Source organism: Clostridium sp. SHJSY1, assembly GCF_031626875.1.
Lineage (GTDB): Bacteria > Bacillota > Clostridia > Clostridiales > Clostridiaceae > Clostridium.
On record NZ_JANDMF010000073.1, the window covers coordinates 1 to 20404 of the forward strand.

24 protein-coding genes are annotated in these 20404 nt (G+C 30.4%); 1 reads left to right on the top strand and 23 read right to left on the bottom strand.

Annotated elements, in window-relative coordinates; translation table 11 throughout:
* Nucleotides 1–256: 256 nt before the first annotated feature.
* Entirely contained in the window at nt 257–685 is a 429-nt protein-coding gene (locus NNC19_RS21900; protein WP_310940827.1) for a hypothetical protein, read from the bottom strand.
* A 106-nt stretch (nt 686–791) separates the two neighbouring features.
* Here NNC19_RS21900 and yyaC point away from each other — a divergent pair, with 106 nt between their 5' ends.
* Nucleotides 792–1331 (top strand): spore protease YyaC, encoded by a 540-nt coding sequence (yyaC, locus tag NNC19_RS21905; protein WP_310940828.1) that lies wholly within the window; start codon nt 792–794, stop codon nt 1329–1331.
* 43 nt (nt 1332–1374) lie between these two features.
* Here yyaC and mreB read toward each other — a convergent pair whose 3' ends face one another.
* From mreB to NNC19_RS22015, 22 genes are all read right to left on the bottom strand, one after another.
* Nucleotides 1375–2412 carry a rod shape-determining protein MreB gene (gene mreB / locus NNC19_RS21910; protein ID WP_310940829.1) on the bottom strand — a complete coding sequence of 346 codons (1038 nt, stop codon included), beginning with the start codon at nt 2410–2412 and terminating at the stop codon, nt 1375–1377.
* Between the two features lie 87 nt (nt 2413–2499).
* Complete coding sequence (gene spoIIID, locus NNC19_RS21915) at nt 2500–2751, bottom strand: sporulation transcriptional regulator SpoIIID (protein WP_143317426.1); 252 nt, start codon at nt 2749–2751, stop codon at nt 2500–2502.
* A gap of 115 nt (nt 2752–2866) precedes the next feature.
* Nucleotides 2867–3586, bottom strand: coding sequence for a M23 family metallopeptidase (locus tag NNC19_RS21920; RefSeq protein ID WP_310940830.1), 720 nt, complete (start codon nt 3584–3586; stop codon nt 2867–2869).
* Between the two features lie 156 nt (nt 3587–3742).
* Nucleotides 3743–4789, bottom strand: coding sequence for a stage II sporulation protein D (spoIID, locus tag NNC19_RS21925; RefSeq protein ID WP_310940831.1), 1047 nt, complete (start codon nt 4787–4789; stop codon nt 3743–3745).
* A 138-nt stretch (nt 4790–4927) separates the two neighbouring features.
* Nucleotides 4928–6187, bottom strand: a complete 1260-nt coding sequence (gene murA, locus NNC19_RS21930; RefSeq protein ID WP_310940832.1) for a UDP-N-acetylglucosamine 1-carboxyvinyltransferase — start codon at nt 6185–6187, stop codon at nt 4928–4930.
* 21 nt (nt 6188–6208) lie between these two features.
* A complete protein-coding gene (locus NNC19_RS21935) occupies nt 6209–6844 on the bottom strand; it encodes a hypothetical protein (RefSeq protein WP_310940833.1) in 636 nt (211 codons plus the stop codon).
* 138 nt (nt 6845–6982) lie between these two features.
* Nucleotides 6983–7393: an ATP synthase delta/epsilon chain alpha-helix domain-containing protein gene (locus tag NNC19_RS21940; protein ID WP_310940834.1), complete on the bottom strand. Its 411-nt coding sequence runs from the start codon at nt 7391–7393 to the stop codon at nt 6983–6985.
* Nucleotides 7394–7406: 13 nt separating this feature from the next.
* A complete protein-coding gene (atpD, locus tag NNC19_RS21945) occupies nt 7407–8798 on the bottom strand; it encodes a F0F1 ATP synthase subunit beta (protein WP_310940835.1) in 1392 nt (463 codons plus the stop codon).
* 16 nt (nt 8799–8814) lie between these two features.
* Nucleotides 8815–9663, bottom strand: coding sequence for an ATP synthase F1 subunit gamma (atpG, locus tag NNC19_RS21950; RefSeq protein WP_310940836.1), 849 nt, complete (start codon nt 9661–9663; stop codon nt 8815–8817).
* Between the two features lie 40 nt (nt 9664–9703).
* The gene (atpA, locus tag NNC19_RS21955; protein ID WP_310940837.1) at nt 9704–11218 is read right to left on the bottom strand and encodes a F0F1 ATP synthase subunit alpha; all 1515 of its coding nucleotides are present in this window, start codon (nt 11216–11218) and stop codon (nt 9704–9706) included.
* Between the two features lie 10 nt (nt 11219–11228).
* Nucleotides 11229–11768 (bottom strand): F0F1 ATP synthase subunit delta, encoded by a 540-nt coding sequence (locus NNC19_RS21960; protein WP_310940838.1) that lies wholly within the window; start codon nt 11766–11768, stop codon nt 11229–11231.
* Between the two features lie 2 nt (nt 11769–11770).
* On the bottom strand, nt 11771–12262 hold the full coding sequence (locus tag NNC19_RS21965) for a F0F1 ATP synthase subunit B (RefSeq protein ID WP_310940839.1): 492 nt from the start codon (nt 12260–12262) through the stop codon (nt 11771–11773).
* Between the two features lie 47 nt (nt 12263–12309).
* Nucleotides 12310–12531, bottom strand: coding sequence for an ATP synthase F0 subunit C (atpE, locus tag NNC19_RS21970; RefSeq protein ID WP_310940840.1), 222 nt, complete (start codon nt 12529–12531; stop codon nt 12310–12312).
* A 24-nt stretch (nt 12532–12555) separates the two neighbouring features.
* Nucleotides 12556–13239, bottom strand: coding sequence for a F0F1 ATP synthase subunit A (locus tag NNC19_RS21975; protein ID WP_310940841.1), 684 nt, complete (start codon nt 13237–13239; stop codon nt 12556–12558).
* Nucleotides 13227–13598 (bottom strand): hypothetical protein, encoded by a 372-nt coding sequence (locus tag NNC19_RS21980; RefSeq protein ID WP_310940842.1) that lies wholly within the window; start codon nt 13596–13598, stop codon nt 13227–13229. Before NNC19_RS21980 ends, NNC19_RS21975 begins: the two co-directional genes overlap by 13 nt.
* Before the next feature lie 603 nt (nt 13599–14201).
* Complete coding sequence (locus tag NNC19_RS21985; RefSeq protein WP_310940843.1) at nt 14202–15383, bottom strand: acetyl-CoA C-acetyltransferase; 1182 nt, start codon at nt 15381–15383, stop codon at nt 14202–14204.
* A 143-nt stretch (nt 15384–15526) separates the two neighbouring features.
* Entirely contained in the window at nt 15527–16675 is a 1149-nt protein-coding gene (gene wecB, locus NNC19_RS21990; RefSeq protein WP_396136473.1) for a non-hydrolyzing UDP-N-acetylglucosamine 2-epimerase, read from the bottom strand.
* Between the two features lie 78 nt (nt 16676–16753).
* The gene (locus tag NNC19_RS21995) at nt 16754–17242 is read right to left on the bottom strand and encodes a deaminase (RefSeq protein WP_310940844.1); all 489 of its coding nucleotides are present in this window, start codon (nt 17240–17242) and stop codon (nt 16754–16756) included.
* Between the two features lie 130 nt (nt 17243–17372).
* The gene (upp, locus tag NNC19_RS22000; RefSeq protein ID WP_310940845.1) at nt 17373–18002 is read right to left on the bottom strand and encodes a uracil phosphoribosyltransferase; all 630 of its coding nucleotides are present in this window, start codon (nt 18000–18002) and stop codon (nt 17373–17375) included.
* 14 nt (nt 18003–18016) lie between these two features.
* Nucleotides 18017–18466 (bottom strand): ribose 5-phosphate isomerase B, encoded by a 450-nt coding sequence (gene rpiB / locus NNC19_RS22005; RefSeq protein ID WP_310940846.1) that lies wholly within the window; start codon nt 18464–18466, stop codon nt 18017–18019.
* Nucleotides 18467–18645: 179 nt separating this feature from the next.
* Complete coding sequence (locus NNC19_RS22010; protein WP_310940847.1) at nt 18646–19698, bottom strand: L-threonylcarbamoyladenylate synthase; 1053 nt, start codon at nt 19696–19698, stop codon at nt 18646–18648.
* Nucleotides 19699–19716: 18 nt separating this feature from the next.
* The gene (locus tag NNC19_RS22015) at nt 19717–20304 is read right to left on the bottom strand and encodes a hypothetical protein (protein WP_310940848.1); all 588 of its coding nucleotides are present in this window, start codon (nt 20302–20304) and stop codon (nt 19717–19719) included.
* Between the last annotated feature and the right edge of the window lie 100 nt (nt 20305–20404).

The following is a 20404-nucleotide window of genomic DNA, read 5'->3' on the forward strand; positions in this document are numbered from 1 at the left end:
ATGGATTCGAACCATCGAAGCAACTTGCAACAGATTTACAGTCTGCCCCCTTTGGCCACTCGGGAACTCATCCATATGTATTTATTGTTATTTCTGCTTTTCAAAAGCACTTGAACCAACAATAGTTAGTATATATTCAAAGACTTTTTATTTCAACTCCTAAATAGGCTCTTTTAATCTAATTAACTTCTATTTACTATTATTTAATACATTTTTCTTCACATTAATACTCTATTCAAATTTTTATTTACTTTATTTATATATTAGAAAAATCTATATATGGCTCATATATGTTTTTTATGATTTTATAATCTTTTGTTGATAACCTCTTGCTCAAAATTTGAAATATCTTTTTAGTTCCTTCTTCTTTATCCGAATTACTTTTTTCTTTAGTAATTCGATTAATATCTAATTCTGACATACTGTTGATAATTGTATTTACTTTGCCTTTATTCTCTTCAGTAATACTACTTTCTAATGAATCTTCATTAACTTTAAATATTGATTTATAATTTTTACTCTTTAAATTTATGTTATCAATATTTATATTATTCAAATTAATAATAGATGTCTTCTCTGCTTTTTCTTTTAAATCATTATTATATTCTTTTGGTTCCCAAAAAAATATGGTATATATAGTCATACAAAATGCTAATATCATTAATAATCTAAATATTCTTTTCACTTTATCAACTCCCTTATTTTCATTTATTTCCATTATTTCTTTTTTTATACTTTAACTACTATTTTAAATTTTTTCTTCATATATTTATTCAAGGGGGTGTGAGCTGGTGATTAAAAGAAAAATACATTATAAATCTGCACTGTCTTATTATGAAATTGCTGAGGGGATACGTGATTTTATAAAAGATGATACCATAATTGTTTGCATAGGTACTGACAAATGTATCGGTGATTGCCTTGGTCCATTAGTTGGTACCATCTTAAAAGATAATTTATTTCCTCTTCCGATATATGGTACTATCGATACTCCTATTCATGCTCTAAACATTGATGAGCGCTTAGAAGAAATTAACAAGTTACATCCTAATGCATGTATAATTGGAATCGATGCATGTTTAGGTGAAACAAAATCTATTGGTGAAATTCATACAAGAGACTATGCTATTCATCCTGGAAAAGGTGTAGGCAAATCACTTCCTGATGTAGGTATGGCATCAATCATTGGAATTGTAGATGCTAGCGACAATTCTGACTTTTTTTCATCACGTTCTATAAGATTATCTTTAGTTTTGAACATGGCCAAAGTAATCTCACGTGGAATTTTGCATGCCTATTATTGGAATAAAGGCATAAATGTAATTGTATAAACCAAAAGGATTGGAATTATAAAATTTCCAATCCTTTTGTTCTCTATTCTAATATTAATGTGATTTCTTGGGAATTATATGAAAAATCTATTTTATCTAGTAAACTTAGCATTTTCCCTGTACCTTGTACCACACATTCAACTGAGTCTTCAGCTAAATAAACATTAATTCCCGTTTCAAATTCTATCAGTTTATCTAGCCCATCTAAAAGAGCTCCACCACCAGTCATTAATATTCCTTTTTCTATAATATCTGATGCCAGTTCTGGTGGAGTATTTTCTAGTACAGTTTTCACACTATCAACAATATTATATACAGCATCTTCTAAGGCTTGCCTAATTTCATCTGTTGAAACTTCTACTTCATCTGGCAATCCACTTACTAGATTTCTTCCTTTTACTCCTGTTGTTACATGTCTATTATCTTTAAAAGCAGTAGCAATATTAATTTTCAAATCTTCTGCTGTTTTTTCTCCAATCATTATCTTATATTTTGCTCTAATATATTTAATAATTGCTTCATCAAATCTATTTCCAGCAACTTTTATTGATTTTCTAACTACCACTCCACCTAACGAAATTACAGCAACATCACATGTCCCACCACCAATATCTACTACCATAACTCCATTTGGCTTAGTAACATCTATATCTGCTCCAACTGCAGCTGCGAGAGGTTCTTCCACTATATGAACTCTTTTCGCTCCAGAATTTTGTGCTGCATCAATAACAGCTCTTTTCTCAACTTCTGTTGCTTGGCACGGAATACAAACTACCACATTAGGCGCTACTATATTTCTACGTCCAAGTGCCTTTTTAATAAATTCATTTAACATTCTTTCTGTTACATCATAATCAGAAATTACACCATCTTTTAAAGGACGTACTGCAACAATATTTCCTGGAGTTCTTCCAAGCATCTTTCTTGCTTCTTCACCGACAGCTAAAATACTATTGTTATTTTTGTTTATAGCAACAACTGAAGGCTCTTTTAGTATTATGCCTTTTCCTTTTTCATATATTAATACAGTGGCTGTACCTAAATCAATTCCTAATTCTGCTCCCCGACTAAAAAACCACATCTATTTCACTCCCAATATCTCTTTTGCAGAATACTACAATAATCTTGTATATTCTCTTCAAAGATAATTATATATATATTGCAATTATCATTCAATAGCTTTATATTTTAATTTTGTTGCTTTTCCACCTCTAATATGACGTTCTGCTTTGTTTAACTCTAAAACACTATGTGTTTCTTCTGCAATCCTTGAATTAATTTTAGGTAGTCTTTCAGTCATATCTTTATGAATGGTACTCTTACTTACTCCAAAAACCTTTGCAGTTTTTCTAATTGTAGCTTTAGAATCAATAATATATTGTGCTACTTGTAGTACCCTTTCTTCAATGTAGTCTTTCAAAATACTGCCTCCTTAACTAACTATATTTATAATTATGCAAGATTTATCAGTTAAATTACTTATTAATCAGTCATTTTCTCCTTGAAAATGACTGATTAATATTATTTTGTATTTATTATTTCTTATTTTTATATGATAAATACTTTAGTGGATCTACCTGATCATTATTTGCATTGAATACTTGTATGTTTAGATATTCCTTACTATAGTCTTCTCCAAATATTTTTACTGATGTACCAACTTTACCAATAACAGTTTGAGCAGTTACTTTGTCTCCTTGTTTAACTAACGTCTTTGGATCTAAATTACAATATTTAGTCTTCATTCCATTAGGATGTTTTATTAATATAGCAATTCCTTCTTGTACATCTCCTTGCCCTACACTTTCAACTACACCTTCAGCTGCCGCTTTAACATCTGATCCAACTTTAGCTTGAACATCAATTCCAGCTATAGTTCTTAATTCACTATCATTTATTTTTACTGGATTTGGATATGTGTATCCTCTTATTAATGTTCCTTCAATAGGATTTTTTAATTTAACATTATTATTAGCTACAACTTGTTTAGTAGCCTTATTATCTTGTTGCTTTTGAGTATTTTCTGCTCTTTCAGCATTTGGAACTTCGCTACTAACATCCTTATCTTTATCATCAACATTTAAGGTAATTTCTTGATTTTGATCAGCAACCCCAGATTGTGACTCAGAATTATTTGCTTTTTTATAAGCAATTGTTCCAACTGTAGTTACTATGCATAAGCAAATAAATAATACAATGTAAAAGCCCTCCTTTCTAAAAAAGTCTTTTACTTTTTGCTTATAGTTTTTATCCATATAAACACCTCCTTACTATATTCTTTCCTTAAATCATAAATTAATACATTATTTACATAATTTTATTGTTGCAAAATTCTACATTTTTATTTAAAAAAATAAGAACTATTACGAATTTTTTCCATAATAGTTCTTTAATAAACCAATTTATTTATTTTAATTTTTATACTTAATTTTGTCTATTTCTACTCCAGTATAATAATGTTTTAATATCTCATCACATGTCTTTCCTTCCTTGGCCATTACATTTGCTCCCCACTGGCTCATTCCTACTCCATGACCATATCCTTTACAATCAATTTTTATTTTTGAATTTTCATATACTAAAGTAAAATTTGTAGAATTTATATTAAATATTTTTCTAAATTCAACCCCTGTTAACTTTACATTTCCTATCTGAATCTCTTTGATTCCACCACCTTCTGTTCTTGATAGAATATTTATACTAGATTTAATGTTCTTCTCATTTAGATTTGCTTTTGGATATACACTATTGACTTTAGAGACAAAATCTCCATTCTTAACTTCAGTTGCTGTTTCATATTTTTTTGCAATTTCTTCACCTGGACTATCTGTAGACTTTAAATACGGAATATCATCAGAGAATACATCTATTGAATTTTCTGTTTTTCCAGAACTTATAGCAAAGAATTGTGGATGCTTCACTATCTCTCCATCATATACAAGAACCTCTCCTTTTGTAGCATCAACAGCACTAACAATTTTATCCCAATTTTTTTGAGCATCAGACTTGTCCCAACTATTCATTCTCTCTTCCTTTGACATATATACTTGACAATGAGTTGAGTCACATATTTCTCCTCCATGTGCCTCACTGCATGGAGATAATCTTCTTGAAAAGTAAAATGTTCTAGCCGCTATTGCTTGTGCTTTTAATGCCTCATCTCCAAAATCTGCTGGCACCTCTGCTGAAACAACTCCTGCAACATAATCCTCTAACTGAATTTCAATCACTTGCTGTTTTTTAGTATCATACATTTTCACCTTATTTGTTCCACTAATTTCTACACCTTCACCTTTTACATATTTTACAGAATCTTCACTAACTTTATATGAATTAATTGAACTAATAATATTAGGTGCCATAATAAATCCTACACTAATTATTACTAAGAAACCTATTAAAAATCCTGCCATAATGAAAGTGACTTTGAATTTATTTAAGATATCTAAATTGTGCATCAGTTTTTCCTCCTATATGAATCATTCTTTTATTTATATTCATATTTAATAATTCATATAACTATAAAGATTATTCACAAAACATAAAAAGCTATCTATACTGATTTCTAATCAGTATAGATAGCTTTTTATGTTTTTTTATTCCACAACTCTTTTAATATCTGCACCTAAATTTCTAAACTTTTCTTCTACATTTATATATCCACGATCTATATGATATATATCCTTAATCTCTGTCTTTCCTTCTGCTACTAATCCAGCAAGAATCATAGCTGCTCCTGCCCTTAAATCTGTTGCTTTAACTTCACATCCAGTAAGATTTGGAACACCCTCAATAAATGCTGTTCTACCATCAATTTTTATTTTACCACCCATTCTTGTTAATTCTGCTACATGCATAAATCTATTTTCAAAAACTGTTTCTGTAATTATACTTGATCCATTAATAGTACTTAATAAACTCATCATTTGAGGTTGCATGTCTGTAGGAAATCCTGGATATGGTAATGTTTTTATATCAATAGGTTTTTTAGTTTTTGTGCCGTCAACAATTATACTCTCATTATCTTCTTTAAAGATAATTCCACATTCCTTTAATTTTTCTATTAATGGTCTAACATGTTCTTCATTTACTCCATTTACTTTTATTATACTATTTGTTATTGCAGCTGCAATCATAAATGTTCCTGCTTCTATTCTATCATATATTGGTTTATATGAAATTCCTCTTAATGTATCTACCCCATTGATAAGAATTTTACCAGTACCAGCTCCCTCTATATCAGCACCCATAGAATTTAGAAATTTAGCTAAATCCCATATTTCTGGTTCTTCTGCTGCATTTTCTATAATTGTAGTCCCTTCAGCAAGTATGGCTGCCATCAATATATTCTCAGTAGCTCCAACTGATGGGAAATCCAAATATATTCTATTTCCTATTAATTTACTAACACTAGCTTCAACAACTCCATGTCCTATATTAACATCTGCTCCTAGAGCCTTAAATCCTTTTAAATGAAGATCTATAGGTCTACTTCCTATATTGCAACCTCCAGGAAGTGATAACTTACAGTGCCCAAATCTAGCCAGCATTGGACCCATTATTAAAAATGATGCTCTCATCTTTTTTATTAGTTCACTATTTGCATCTACTGGCATAAGATTTTTTGTATTAATAGTAAGGTCATTAGTTATTTGAGAAATATTAACATCACAATTTAATTCACTTAATAAATTGCATATTACATTAACATCTTCTAGCATAGGAGAATTTTTTATAATAACTTTATCAGGGCATAAAATTGTTGCTACTATTATTGGCAATACTGAATTTTTCGCTGAACTTATATTTACTTCACCACTAAGTTTGTTTCCACCTTTAACTATTATCTTTTCCATATTTTCCTCCATAATGAATTGTTAGTATGTTGCAAATATTACTGGTGTCCCAATAATTAAGTAAGAGCCTGTATCATAGGTACTTACTGCAAAATTTACCCTTTCTCCATTATATATATTAGCTGTTCCAACATAACCATTATGGATTGCTAGGGTGTTTATGTTCGTAATCTCTTGTATATTCTTTACATTATCTAAAGTCTCATCTATATTATTTACTTTTCCCTTTATATATTGAAAATATCTTATGTCAAAAATATTTTTAGTTTGTAATTCAGTTAATTCTTTCATTAAATTTGATAAACTATTTTGTTTACTATAATTTATTATTTTTAATTCCACAAAGGTTTTGTCATTATCATTCCAAGTATAGGCTTGTATATTATAAGTGCTAGTCCTAATACCGACCTCATTTTCTGAAGAATTACAATCATTTAGATATCTTTTTGATATATTTTCTTTAATACTATTTAATTCTTTTTCTTTAGAATCATTAGTTTCATATCTTACCATAACGCCACTTTCACTAAACTCACTAACTTCATTAATCCTTGACTCTAATTTATTTATCCCCATATCTTGTTTTCCATATGAATTAATTGACCCACTTAAAAAGGAAAATAAGAATACTAGAATAAGGCATATTTTATTTTTCATATACACCCCACCTTTCTTCTTAATTATGGTCAGTTAATTTTTTTTTATTCATTTAGCCTTCTGTTTGCTTCTATACTACAATATATAAATTTTATGCTTTTTGGTGAAAATTAATTTTTTATAAAAAAAGAGCACCCCTTATTTGGAGTGCTCTTTTAAATCGATTCTTGCTAAAGCTCTTGATAATGCTAATTTAGCACGTTGAACATCATATTTAGAATAATCCTTTAATCTTTCTTCTGCTCTTTCTTTTGATTTTAATGCTCTATCTAAATCAATATCTCCTGCAAGCTCTGCAGCATCACAGCAAAATACTAATTCATTATCTTTAACATTAACTACACCTTTTGATGTAAATAATTCTACCTTACTTCCATCATTTCCTTCTATAATTGTTTTACAAGGTACTGTACTTACAATTATAGGAGCATGATTATTTAGAATTTCTAAACTACTATTCACAGCTTTTGAAGTAAATCTTTTAACATCTTCTTTTTCCATAACCACTTCATTAAGTGTTATTATTTTTACCTTTAAGGTTTTGGCCATTTTTATCAGCCCCTTATACTAAAGTCTTTGCCTTTTCCACGGCTTCTTCTATAGTCCCTACGAATATGAAAGCTGATTCAGGAATATTATCATGCTTTCCTTCTAATATTTCTTTAAATCCTCTTATAGTATCTTTAACTGATACATACTTACCTTTAAGTCCTGTAAATTGTTCTCCAACTGTAAATGGTTGAGATAAGAATCTTTGTATTTTTCTAGCTCTTGTTACAACAGCTCTATCTTCTTCAGACAATTCATCCATACCAAGGATAGCAATTATATCCTGTAATTGTCTATATTTTTCTAATACATTTTTAACCTTAGTTGCAATATTATAATGTTCTTGCCCAACTACTCTAGGATCTAATATTCTTGAAGTTGATTCTAATGGATCAACTGCTGGATAGATACCAAGTTCTGCTACACTTCTTGATAAAACTGTTGTTGCATCTAAGTGAGAGAAAGTTGTAGCTGGTGCTGGATCTGTAAGGTCATCAGCAGGAACATATACAGCTTGAACTGATGTAATTGATCCATGAGTTGTTGATGTAATTCTTTCTTGTAGAGCACCCATTTCAGTAGATAATGTTGGTTGATATCCAACAGCTGAAGGTATTCTACCAAGTAATGCTGATACTTCTGATCCAGCTTGTGTAAATCTAAATATATTATCTATAAATAGAAGTACATCTTGCCCTTTATCTCTAAAATATTCTGCCATTGTAAGTCCAGTTAATGCAACTCTCATTCTAGCTCCTGGTGGTTCATTCATTTGTCCGAAAACTAGAGCTGTTTTTGAAATAACTCCTGAATCTTTCATTTCATGGTACAAATCATTACCTTCTCTTGATCTTTCCCCAACTCCTGTAAATACAGAAAGTCCACCATGCTCTTTAGCTATATTGTTTATTAACTCTTGAATTAATACTGTCTTACCAACACCTGCTCCACCAAATAGTCCTATTTTACCACCTTTTTGATATGGTGCAAGTAAGTCTATAACTTTAATTCCTGTTTCAAACATTATAGGTTCAACTGATTGATCTTTAAAGCTTGGAGCAGGTCTATGTATAGGATAAGATTCTTTACTGCTAACTAGACCTTCATTATCCACAGGTTTACCAAGAACATTAAATAATCTTCCTAAAACTTCTTCTCCAACTGGTACCACAATAGGTTTTCCTGTATCTACTGCTTCCATACCTCTTCTTAATCCTTCTGTTGCTTCCATAGCTATGGCTCTAACTATGTCATCTCCCATATGTTGTTCTACTTCTGCTACTAAAGTCTCTTCTCCCATTTTAATGTCTATAGCATTATATAGGTTAGGAAGAGAATCAGATTCAAATTTAATATCTATTACTGGCCCAATTACTTGGACAACTTTTCCATTCTTCCCAGGCATCTAAAGTACCTCCTTACTAATTTTGAGCTTCTGCTCCACTAACTATTTCAGTAATTTCTTGTGTTATAATTGATTGTCTTATTCTGTTATATTTCAAATTCAAATTATCTAATATATCATTTGCATTATTTGTTGCTCCATCCATTGCAGTCATTCTAGAGCTTTGTTCACTGCATTTTGAACTTAACATAAGTCTTCTTAACTTTCCTTTTAGATATACTTCTAAAGAATCTGTTAATACTGTTTCATAATCTGGTTCAACAATTTGGTCTCCAGAAGCACCTTCTAATTTTTTTACAGGTAAAAGCAATTCATCTTTTACTTCCTGTCTTACAGAAGAAATAAATTCTGTATAAACAATGTGTACTTCTGAAACTTCTTTTGAATTATAAAGAGACAATGCCTTTGCACTAATAATTTTAACTTCTTTTGCAGTTGGAATATCAGGAATATCAATGTATTCTGATACTGTTTCAAAACCAGCTCTTTTTACATATCCAATCCCCTTACTTCCAACGGTAATTACGCGAGTATTTTTCATATCATCTTTAACTAAATTCTCAAGAAATGTTACTACATTATTATTGTATCCACCACATAATCCTTGATCTGAAGTCATTACTATATATAATTTTTTTTCGCTATTATTACCAGAAAAATAAGGACTTACAAAATCAGCCTCAGCTGATGCTAATGATCTAACTATTTGTTCTGCTGCTTTCATATATTCTTCATTAGCATTCAATTCAATCCTACATCTTCTAAGCTTAGAAGTGGCAACAAGCCCCATGGCATTTGTTATTTTTTTAGTACTTTGTACTGACTTCATTCTTCTCTTTATTTCTATCAGTCCTGCTGCACCCATAAGTCCACCTCCTAAAGAATTGCATAGCTTTTATTAAAAGCTATGCCTCTTGTAAAAATATCTTTTTGTAGTTAACTACGGCTTCCTCTAGTCCAGACTTAATTCCATCAGTTAATTCCTTATCAGTAATGATTTGTTTTAACAAATCTCTTTGATGTGTATCCATATATTCTAAGAAGCCTTTTTCAAATTTTCTAATATCACTTACTTTAATATCAGAAAGGAAATCATTAACTGCTGCATAAAGAATTGCTATTTGTTTTTCAACATCCATTGGTTGATATTGATCTTGTTTTAGCACTTCCATTAATCTCATACCTTTTTCAATTCTTCTCTTTGAATCCTTGTCTAAGTCAGATCCAAATTGCGAGAAGGAAGCAAGTTCTCTATATTGAGCAAGTTCAAGTCTTAATGTACCTGATACTTGTTTCATTGCTTTAATTTGAGCATTACCACCAACTCTCGATACTGATATACCTGCGTTAACAGCTGGTCTTACTCCTGAATTGAATAAATCAGATTCTAGGAATATTTGTCCGTCTGTAATTGATATAACATTAGTTGGTATATACGCTGTAACATCTCCAGCTTGAGTTTCTATTATTGGTAAAGCTGTTAATGATCCTCCACCAAGTTCTTTAGAAAGTTTAGCTGCTCTTTCTAGTAATCTTGAATGGATATAGAATACATCTCCAGGATAAGCTTCTCTGCCTGGTGGTCTCCTTAGTAATAATGACATTGTTCTATAAGCAACTGCATGCTTAGATAAATCATCATATATAACTAATACATCCTTACCTTTATCCATAAAGTACTCACCAATACTACATCCTGCATATGGTGCTAAATATTGAAGTGGTGCTGAGTCAGATGCTGTTGAACTTACTATTACGGTATAATCCATTGCACCCATTTCTGTAAGTGTATTAACTATATGTGCAACAGTTGATTGTTTTTGTCCTATCGCAACATATATACATATTACATCTTTACCCCTTTGGTTTATTATTGTATCTATTCCTAAAGCTGTCTTTCCTGTTTGTCTATCTCCAATTATAAGTTCTCTTTGACCTCTACCAATTGGTATCATTGAGTCAATAGCCTTTATTCCTGTTTGAATAGGTTCATTAACAGAACTTCTTTTTATGATACTTGGAGCTGGTGTTTCTATAGCTCTATTTTCAGCAGCCTTTATAGGTCCTTTTCCATCTATAGCTTTACCTAAAGAATTCACTACTCTACCTATTAATGCTTCACCTACTGGAACTTCAACTATTCTATTTGTTCTCTTAACTATGTCTCCTTCTTTAATACCTTCTTCTGAGCCTAATAAAACGCAACCTACGTTATCTTGCTCAAGGTTAAGAGCCATACCATACACTTCATTTGGAAATTCTAATAATTCACCTTGCATGCAATCATCTAGTCCATATACTCTAGCTATTCCATCACCAACTTGAATTATTGTACCAGAATCTACTGTTTCAATATGCTTTTCATATTGTTCTATTTCTTGTTTTATAATAGAAGTTATTTCTTCTGGTTTTATATTCATAGACTCACCTCTATTCTCTCTTAAGCATTAAATCTTTCATTTCATTTAACTTTGACTTTACAGTTCCATCTATAACATCATTTCCTACTTTTAAGAAAACTCCGCCTAAGATACTTTTATCAACTTCTGTAGTCATTATAATGTTTTTTTCGTATTTAGCTTCAAGTTTTTTCTTTAAAGCTTCAACTTCATTTTTCAATAATGGTACAGCTGTTGTAACTGTAGCTACTAATGTATTATTTTTTTCAAGATGAATTAGTTCCATCTGATTATATTTTTCTCTAATAGATGATATTCTATCTTTTTCTATAAGAACTAATAGATATGCCAATAAATCCTTATCAATATTTTTTTCGAAAATATTAATAAAGGTTTCTTTCTTCTTCTTAGTACTTATTTGAGGATGCTTAATAACTTTGCTAAACTCTTCACTGTTATCAATCAAATCACATATATCTCTAAGGTCTTTTAGATATTCCTCAACTTTACCATTTTCTTCTGCAATTTGGTATAAGGCAAGAGCATATCGTTTATCTAAATACTCATACATATTTAATTACCTACCTTAGTGATAAAATCTTCTATTAGCTGTCTTTGCTTTGCATCATCTGCAATTTTCTCCTCTAAAGCTTTAGCTGATATATCTATTGCTAAATCAACAGCTTGCTTTCTAAGTTCAAATTCAGCCTTTTCTCTTTCACGATCGATTTCAAGCTTAGCTCTTTCAATAATAGTTTTAGCTTCTTTATTAGCATCTGCTACTATTTCATCATATACTTTACTAGCCTTATCTTTTTGGCCTTCTACTATCTTGTTTCCTTCTTCTTTTGCTGTCTTTAATACTCTTTCGTTTTCAACAAGATATAGTCTTGCCTTTTGGGAATCTTCCTCAGCCTTTGAAACTTGAGAATTTATATAATCTTCTCTATCTTGTATAGCTAATTTTATCTTATCCCATAGGAAATGCTTTAATATTAATATTAATATTATGAAGTTTATTATTGTTAAAACAAGGGTAGTTGGTTCTAATCCTAATTTTTCCATATTCTTATAGCCTCCCTTCGGAGTCAATCTAAGTTAACTCTTAATTTTTATGATAATACAAACATAAGTATTAATGAAACAACTAATCCATAAATAGCTGTTGCTTCTGAAAGACCAGCTCCTAGGATAAATAAACTTTGAATTTTACCTGATGCTTCTGGTTGTCTAGCAATAGCTTCTGATGCCTTTCCAGCTGCTATACCTATACCAATACCTGCTCCAATACCTGATAATACCGCAATACCTGCTCCTAAAAGTGCCAAATTCATAATACTTCCTCCTTAAAATTCGTTTTAATGATGCTCTGCTGTAACTTTAATATTTATTACAGTCAACATTGTAAATACTAACATTTGAATCAATCCATCGAATACATCAAAGTATCCATGAAGTAGAATTGGTGCTCCTATTCCCGCTATAAACGTTATACCTTCTAATGCTTTATAAACTAGATCTATAACTATTACAGCTGCAACCATGTTACCAAAAAGTCGTAGTGCTAAAGAAAAAGGTACAACTATTCTTTCCATAAGATTTAGTGGTAACATAAAGATACTAGGTGATACTAAACCCTTTAAGAAACCTCCAATACCATTTCTTTTTAATGCATTTACATTAATAACTACAAATGTTGATATTGCAAGACCGGCTGTTACACCTAAACATGCTGTTGGTGGTCTTACGCCCACTAATCCTGTTAGGTTCAAAGCCACTAAAAAAACTGCTAGTGTTCCTATATAAGGTATATACCCACTATAGCTTTCATCCATGTTACCCTTAACAAGATTTTCTATAGCCTTATATAAAGATTCAAGTGCTATTTGAACTTTACCAGGCTCTCTTTTTAAGTTTCTTGTTAAAAGAAAAGATACTACTCCTAAAATAAGCATTATTATCCATTGCCATATAATCTCTCTACCGATTATAGCTGTGAAACTGCCAATTTTAAAAGAAAAAATAGCTTCTACTGCTTCCAAGCTTTACCACTTCCCTCCTTCGATATTATACAATAGCCTAGTACTATGAAATGTATCATAAAACCAACCAAATATGATGCTATTAGTTCGAACTTATGTATAAACGGAAAAACACAAATGAGTATAAAAAAAATTCTAGCTATTCTAGAAATAATTAGCATAAAAGAATTTTTTCCTAACCACATTGTTGTTTCAAACGCAGTTATTGTGAAGTTGGTTGTTGATACACATAATCCTAGTAAAAAAACTAATGCAATTTGCTGATTAAGGATTAATCCGATAATTAAAGACATAAATAATCCACTAATCATATCATATTTTGCTACAATTGAAATAAGCTTATTCATCTCTTTACTCATCTTATAACCCTCATCCTTTCGACCTAGTAATTATATCTCCTTGAAAAATATTAAGAAAACCTTAATTTTATTCAAATAATGCGAAATATGGCCATTTTGTTAGAATTTTTCACTATTACTTCCTAATATCTTAATTAAAGTTCTCCGCAGTTCCTTTTGCATGTGTTTTTAACCAAGATATCATTTTTCATAATTTTCTGAAAACAATATTTATACAAATAATTTTTGATAACATTTTCATTTATTTTTTTATATAATCACATTAAATTTCTTCCGCAAAATCTTTTCAACTTCACTATTTTTTTAATTTACAATATACTCATCTGTAAATTATACCATAAACAATTGACACCTTATGAAGAATTAAATTCATAAAATTCATTATAAAATCACTTTTATAAATATTATTTTTACTTATATTCTTAAGTTATACTGGTATTTTATACTCTTTTATACTCTAAAATATCTACCTCATAAATATTAATTTTCCCAATAGAAATTTAACTATGTAAATATTAATAATTTTCTACAACAAAAAGTTCAGTAATAAATATAATACAACTTACTACTGAACTGATTTTTCAGATTATTTATTTACAAAAACTAAATTCTTTCAACTATAAGAGCTGTTCCCATTCCGCCACCTATACATAAAGTAGCTAAACCTTTCTTAGCATCTCTTTTTTTCATTTCATAAAGTAATGTAGTAAGAATTCTTGCTCCTGAAGCTCCAACTGGGTGTCCTAATGCAATAGCTCCTCCATTAACATTTACTTTATCCATATCGAATTTAAGATCTTTAGCAACTGCTAAGCTTTGTGCAGCAAATGCTTCATTTGCTTCTATTAAATCTAAATCTTCAACAGTTAAGTTAGCAACTTCTAAAGCTTTCTTTGTAGCATGGAAAGGGCCATATCCCATTATAGCTGGATCTAATCCCTTAGTACCATAAGAAACTATTTTAGCAAGTGGCTTAACTCCTAATTCTTTAGCTTTTTCAGCACTCATAATAACAAAAGCTGCAGCTCCATCATTTATTCCTGATGCATTACCAGCTGTAACTGTACCATCTTTAATAAATGCTGGTTTAAGTTTTCCTAAAGTTTCTGTTGTTGTTCCAAACCTTGGGAATTCATCAGTATCAAATACTTTTGGCTCACCTTTTCTTTGAGGAATAACTACTGGAACTATTTCATCTTTGAATTTACCTTCTTTTATAGCTTTTTCAGCTTTTTGTTGTGAAGCTGCTGAGAAAGCATCTTGATCTTCTCTAGTAAGATTCCATTCTTTTGCTATATTTTCTGCAGTTACACCCATATGATAGTTATTGAACGCATCCCATAAAGCATCTTTAAGCATTGAATCAACTAATTTTCCATCACCCATTCTTTGTCCCCATCTAGCTTTGTCTAGAACATATGGTGCAGCTGACATATTTTCCATACCACCTGCAACTACTACATCAACATCTCCAGCTTTAATCATTTGTGCTGCTAGAGCAACTGTTCTTAAACCTGAACCACAAACTTTATTTATAGTCATAGCTGGAACTTCTACTGGTAACCCTGCTTTTACAGTTGCCTGTCTAGCAACGTTTTGTCCAAGTCCTGCTTGAATAACATTTCCCATAACTACTTCTTCAACTAATTCTGGTTTAATTCCAGCTCTACTTACTGCTTCCTTTATAACTAATGCCCCTAAATCTGCTGCTGAAACATCTTTTAATGATCCTCCGAATGAACCAAGTGCTGTTCTTACTGCACTTGCAATAACTACTTCTCTCATTAATACATCCTCCTAAATTGAAAAATTTATATTTATATTATGTTTCTTAAACATATATATTATGTTCGTTAAACAATTAACATATTCTAATTATACCATTTATATGATATTTTTCAATAGGATTTTGTTAAATTTTAAACAAACTATCTAAGAAACTCTTCAACTTCCTTATTACTAAATTCAAAATATTTCAATATCGCATCAGCTATTCTTTTAGACGCTTTCCCATCTCCATATGGATTTACAGCTTTACTCATTTTTTCATAAGCATCTATATCATTTAACAACAAATTAGCTTCTTTAACAATTTGATCTACATCAGTTCCTACTAATTTTACTGTTCCATATTCTACTGCCTCTGGTCTTTCTGTCACATCTCTAAGAACTAAAACTGGTTTTCCTAGATGTGGTGCCTCTTCTTGTAATCCCCCAGAATCCGTCATTACCATAAAAGCTTTATTCATTAAATTATGAGTTTCTTGAGTATCTAAAGGTGGTAATAAGTGAATTCTACTATTCTTACCTAACTTATTAAACACTACATCCTTCACTACAGGATTTAAATGAACAAGATAAACTAATTCAACATCAGAATTTTCCTTAACTATTCTGTTTAATGATTCACAAATATGTTCTATTCCCTCTCCCCAGTTTTCTCTTCTATGAGCAGTTATCATAATAACTTTTTTATTTTTAAAATCAATTTTATTTAATTCATCATTTTCAAAAACATAATCTTCTTTTACTGTATGAAGCATAGCATCTATAACTGTATTTCCTGTTATGTATACATCCTTTTCATTAACGCCTTCTCTTAATAAATTTGCCTTTGATCCTTTAGTTGGCGCAAAATGTAGGTCAGCTAAAGAACCTGTTAATTTTCTATTCATCTCTTCTGGAAAAGGAAAGTATTTATCAAATGTCCTAAGTCCAGCTTCAACATGCCCAACTTTAATTTGTTGATAAAACGCTGCTAATGCCCCACCAAATGTTGTAGTAGTATCACCATGAACTAGTATCATATCTGGTTTTTCTTCTTCAAATACTGTTTCTAATCCTTCTAATACTCTATTAGTTATTCCTGTTAATGTTTGTTTGCTTTGCATAATATTTAAATCATAATCTGGTTTTATTTCAAAATATTCCAATACTTGATCAAGCATCTCCCTATGCTGAGCTGTAACACAAACTTTTGATTCTATTCCTTCTCGCTTCTCTAGTTCTTTTACCAAAGGTGCCATCTTAATAGCCTCTGGTCTTGTTCCAAAGATTGTTAATATCTTCTTTTTCAAAAGTACTACCTCCTAGTATTATCTCAATATACATATATTTTACCTATATTACATTATTATACTAAATAATGTTATCATTTAATATCCTAAATTAGATTCTAAGGAATCATCTTCTTCAATCCATTCATTAACATCAATAACTCTATATTCATTTTTGCTATCTCTTATTATTACTCTCTCTATTCCAGCATTAATTATAAGCCTTCTACACATAATACAAGAATTAGCATCTTTAACCAATTCCTTTGTCTTCATTTCTTTTCCTACTAAATATAAAGTTGCTCCTATCATATCTCTACGTGAAGCACTTATTATAGCATTGGCTTCTGAATGTACTGAACGACAAAGTTCATATTGTGTCCCTCTAGGTACATTCATTTTATCTCTCTTGCAAAAACCCAAGTCATTACAATTCTTTCTTCCTCTTGGAGCTCCTGTATAACCAGTTGAAATTATTTCATCATTTTTTACTATAATTGATCCATAATTTCTTCTAAGACAGGTTCCTCTCTCCAAGACAGTTTCTGCTATATCTAAGTAATAGTTAATCTTATCTTTTCTATTCATACTGTACCTCTCTCTTAAATCAGATATTTATACTATTATACTCTCTATTCAAGTTAAATACTAGATTTATGAGAGTTACATATTTAAAGGGATTAATAAGAACATCTGATATTCTTATTAACCCCCCAAATTATTTAGTACCAAATAATCTATCTCCAGCATCTCCAAGACCTGGAACAATATATCCATTCTCATTAAGCTTTTCATCTACTGATGCAATATAAATATCAACATCTGGATGTGCTTTTTGTATTGCTTCTATTCCCTCAGGCGCTCCTATAAGACATGCAAGTCTTAAATTTACAGCCCCTCTCTTCTTTAACATTGTTAATGCATCTATAGCTGATCCGCCTGTTGCAAGCATTGGGTCTACAACAATAATCTCTCTTTCAGCAATATCTTCTGGTAGCTTACAAAAATATTCAACTGGTTTTAAAGTTTTTTCATCTCTATACAATCCAATATGTCCAACCTTTGCAGCTGGAACTAATTTAAGCATACCATCAACCATTCCTAGTCCTGCTCTTAATATTGGAACTATAGCTAATTTCTTTCCTTCTAACATTTTGCATTTCGTCTTGCAAATTGGAGTTTCTATTTCAACTTCCTCCATACTTAAGTTTCTCGTTACTTCATAAGCTAAAAGTGTAGAAACTTCACTAACTAAATCTCTAAATTCTTTTGATCCTGTTTCCTTATTTCTTATAAAAGCTAACTTATGTAATACTAATGGATGATTTACTTCAATTACTGTACTCATCTTTTCCCCTCCGTCTATTTGTTATATTTTTTTTCAATATCAGATATTTTATCTATTCTTCTTTGGTGTCTATCACCTTCAAATTTAGATTCTAAAAATATTTTAACTATATCTAAAGCTAATCCAGTTCCTACCACTCTTTGCCCCATAGTCAATATATTAGCATCATTATGCTCTCTTGTAGCATGTGCACTAAATGTATCTGAACACAAAGCAGCTCTTATTCCAGGTACTTTATTTGCTGCTATACTAATCCCAATTCCTGTTCCACATATTAATATTCCAAAATCAAACTCTTTATTAGCCACAGCTTCAGCAACTTTTAAAGAATAATCAGCATAATCACAAGATTCTGTTGAGTAAGTACCAAAATCCTTTGTTTCATATCCATTTTCTTTTAGATATTTACTTATTTCTTCTTTTAATTCATAACCACCATGGTCTGCACCTAAAGCAATCTTCATCGTATTTTCCCTCCTAAAATCTTCTTAACTAAAAACTTAAATAATCTGTATAAATTTATTATACACAAAAATAAAGACACTGACTCTTTCTATTATCTAATAAGATAATAGCATTGTTTTAGTAAATTAATATTTCAAAAAAATTAATTTACTAAACAAAAGTTAAAAGAACAACTGTCTTAATAAATTTTTAATATATCATAACCAGCAGCTTTTTTAAGTCTATTCATAATAGCAATACCAACACCTTTTTCTTCAAAAGCTTCTGAAAGTATTATATCTACACCTATATCATCAAAACTTCTAAGAGCTTCAAATAAATTATGTGCAACTTCTTCAAGTTTATATATACTTCCTAGAGAAATTACTTCTCCCTCTTTATATCTTCTACAGCTTTCTTCTGATGCCAAAATTCCTACCTTTTTCCCATCGCCTATATAATAATGTACCATTTCATTTATTTTTTCAATAGTTTTTTCTATATCTCCAGAAATAATTTTTACTTCTGCCTTAGGAGCATAATGTTTATATTTCATTCCTGGGGCTTTTGGTTTAAAATCTTCTGTTGGCTTTTTCATAATTCCTTTATCTAGTTCAATGTTATTATCTATTCCTTTTAACATTTCCAATGTTATCCCACCTGGCCTTAAAATAACAGGAGGATTTACAGTACAATCAACTATAGTTGATTCCACCCCAACTTCACTCTTCTCTCCTCCAATAATAAAATCTACTTTCTCTGATAAATCCTCAATACACCTTTCAACATCTGTTGGGCTTGGCCTTCCGCTTATATTTGCTGAAGGGGCAGCTATAGGAGTTTTGGCAAATTCAATTAACTTTAATGCTATTTCATTAGCTGGCATTCTTATTCCAATGCTATCCAAATCAGCACTTGTTACATTTGGGATTACATCTTTTTTCTTTAATATTATAGTAAGAGGTCCTGGCCAAAATTTATCCATCATCTCCCTTGCTACTACTGGGACTTCTTTAGCAAAATCATCTATATTTTTAGAAGCAACATGTATTATTAAAGGATTATCTTGAGGTCTTCCTTTTGCTTTAAAAATAGCTTTAACAGCATCTTCATTTAAAGCATCTGCACCTAGTCCATAAACTGTTTCTGTTGGAAATACTACAGTTTTTCCTTCTTTTATTCTCTCTGCTGCCTCTTTTATATCTTCTAAATTCTTATGTACATCCTTAACTATAGCTATTTTTGTTTTCAAAGTTAACACCATCTTTCCTTATGCTAGAGTTTGTCCTCTAGCTATTTTTATATTCTGTATGCTCTCTTCTGTATATACTGCTTTAACACAATTTTTATAAATGACATCTAATAACATGTACTTATTTAGTTCACCTCTCCTTATTACTTGAAAATAGAAATGAGAATTTTCATTTTTTTCTTCTATTCTTGAATATTCTTTTCTAATTACAGGATATCTTTTAAGAAAGGATTTCATAACTGGTTTTAAAGCTCTATTTTTAAAATTTACGGATGTTATTATTATTATTTCCATTTCTTGATCCATCTTTTCTGTATGTACTAGTACAACTTTATCACAAAAAATCAAACTTTCTTTTCCAAATAATCCACCTTTTATTTTTAACCTATTATTATTACATAGATAAGAAAGCTTTGTAATATTTGTTTTTCTTAAGACTGTTATTCCTATTAAAAATTCAATAACTAATAAGTAACTAATATAAATAAATGTATTAAGTCCTGTTAAGAACACAGCTAAAGGTAATATTATTGCTATTGATGTCATAGTTATATAAAACATTTTGTGTAGCTTCTTCTCACGTTTAAGTGCTTTATATATATCCACTGCGTTTCCCCCTCTTAACATTTGAGCACTCACGGAAACTCGATAAAGCCCATGGTTATGCTCTTTTTTTAAATGTTTTTTTAGTGATTCCCCCCATTTT

Bases quoted from the DNA above. Each gene is read 5' to 3' on its own strand.
- mreB (WP_310940829.1), bottom strand. From the start codon at position 2,412: ATGTGGTTTTTTAGTCGGGGAGCAGAATTAGGAATTGATTTAGGTACA.
- NNC19_RS21920 (WP_310940830.1), bottom strand. From the start codon at position 3,586: ATGGATAAAAACTATAAGCAAAAAGTAAAAGACTTTTTTAGAAAGGAG.
- spoIID (WP_310940831.1), bottom strand. From the start codon at position 4,789: ATGCACAATTTAGATATCTTAAATAAATTCAAAGTCACTTTCATTATG.
- murA (WP_310940832.1), bottom strand. From the start codon at position 6,187: ATGGAAAAGATAATAGTTAAAGGTGGAAACAAACTTAGTGGTGAAGTA.
- NNC19_RS21935 (WP_310940833.1), bottom strand. From the start codon at position 6,844: ATGAAAAATAAAATATGCCTTATTCTAGTATTCTTATTTTCCTTTTTA.
- NNC19_RS21940 (WP_310940834.1), bottom strand. From the start codon at position 7,393: ATGGCCAAAACCTTAAAGGTAAAAATAATAACACTTAATGAAGTGGTT.
- atpD (WP_310940835.1), bottom strand. From the start codon at position 8,798: ATGCCTGGGAAGAATGGAAAAGTTGTCCAAGTAATTGGGCCAGTAATA.
- atpG (WP_310940836.1), bottom strand. From the start codon at position 9,663: ATGGGTGCAGCAGGACTGATAGAAATAAAGAGAAGAATGAAGTCAGTA.
- atpA (WP_310940837.1), bottom strand. From the start codon at position 11,218: ATGAATATAAAACCAGAAGAAATAACTTCTATTATAAAACAAGAAATA.
- NNC19_RS21960 (WP_310940838.1), bottom strand. From the start codon at position 11,768: ATGTATGAGTATTTAGATAAACGATATGCTCTTGCCTTATACCAAATT.
- NNC19_RS21965 (WP_310940839.1), bottom strand. From the start codon at position 12,262: ATGGAAAAATTAGGATTAGAACCAACTACCCTTGTTTTAACAATAATA.
- atpE (WP_310940840.1), bottom strand. From the start codon at position 12,531: ATGAATTTGGCACTTTTAGGAGCAGGTATTGCGGTATTATCAGGTATT.
- NNC19_RS21980 (WP_310940842.1), bottom strand. From the start codon at position 13,598: ATGAGTAAAGAGATGAATAAGCTTATTTCAATTGTAGCAAAATATGAT.
- NNC19_RS21985 (WP_310940843.1), bottom strand. From the start codon at position 15,383: ATGAGAGAAGTAGTTATTGCAAGTGCAGTAAGAACAGCACTTGGTTCA.
- NNC19_RS21995 (WP_310940844.1), bottom strand. From the start codon at position 17,242: ATGAATAGAAAAGATAAGATTAACTATTACTTAGATATAGCAGAAACT.
- upp (WP_310940845.1), bottom strand. From the start codon at position 18,002: ATGAGTACAGTAATTGAAGTAAATCATCCATTAGTATTACATAAGTTA.
- rpiB (WP_310940846.1), bottom strand. From the start codon at position 18,466: ATGAAGATTGCTTTAGGTGCAGACCATGGTGGTTATGAATTAAAAGAA.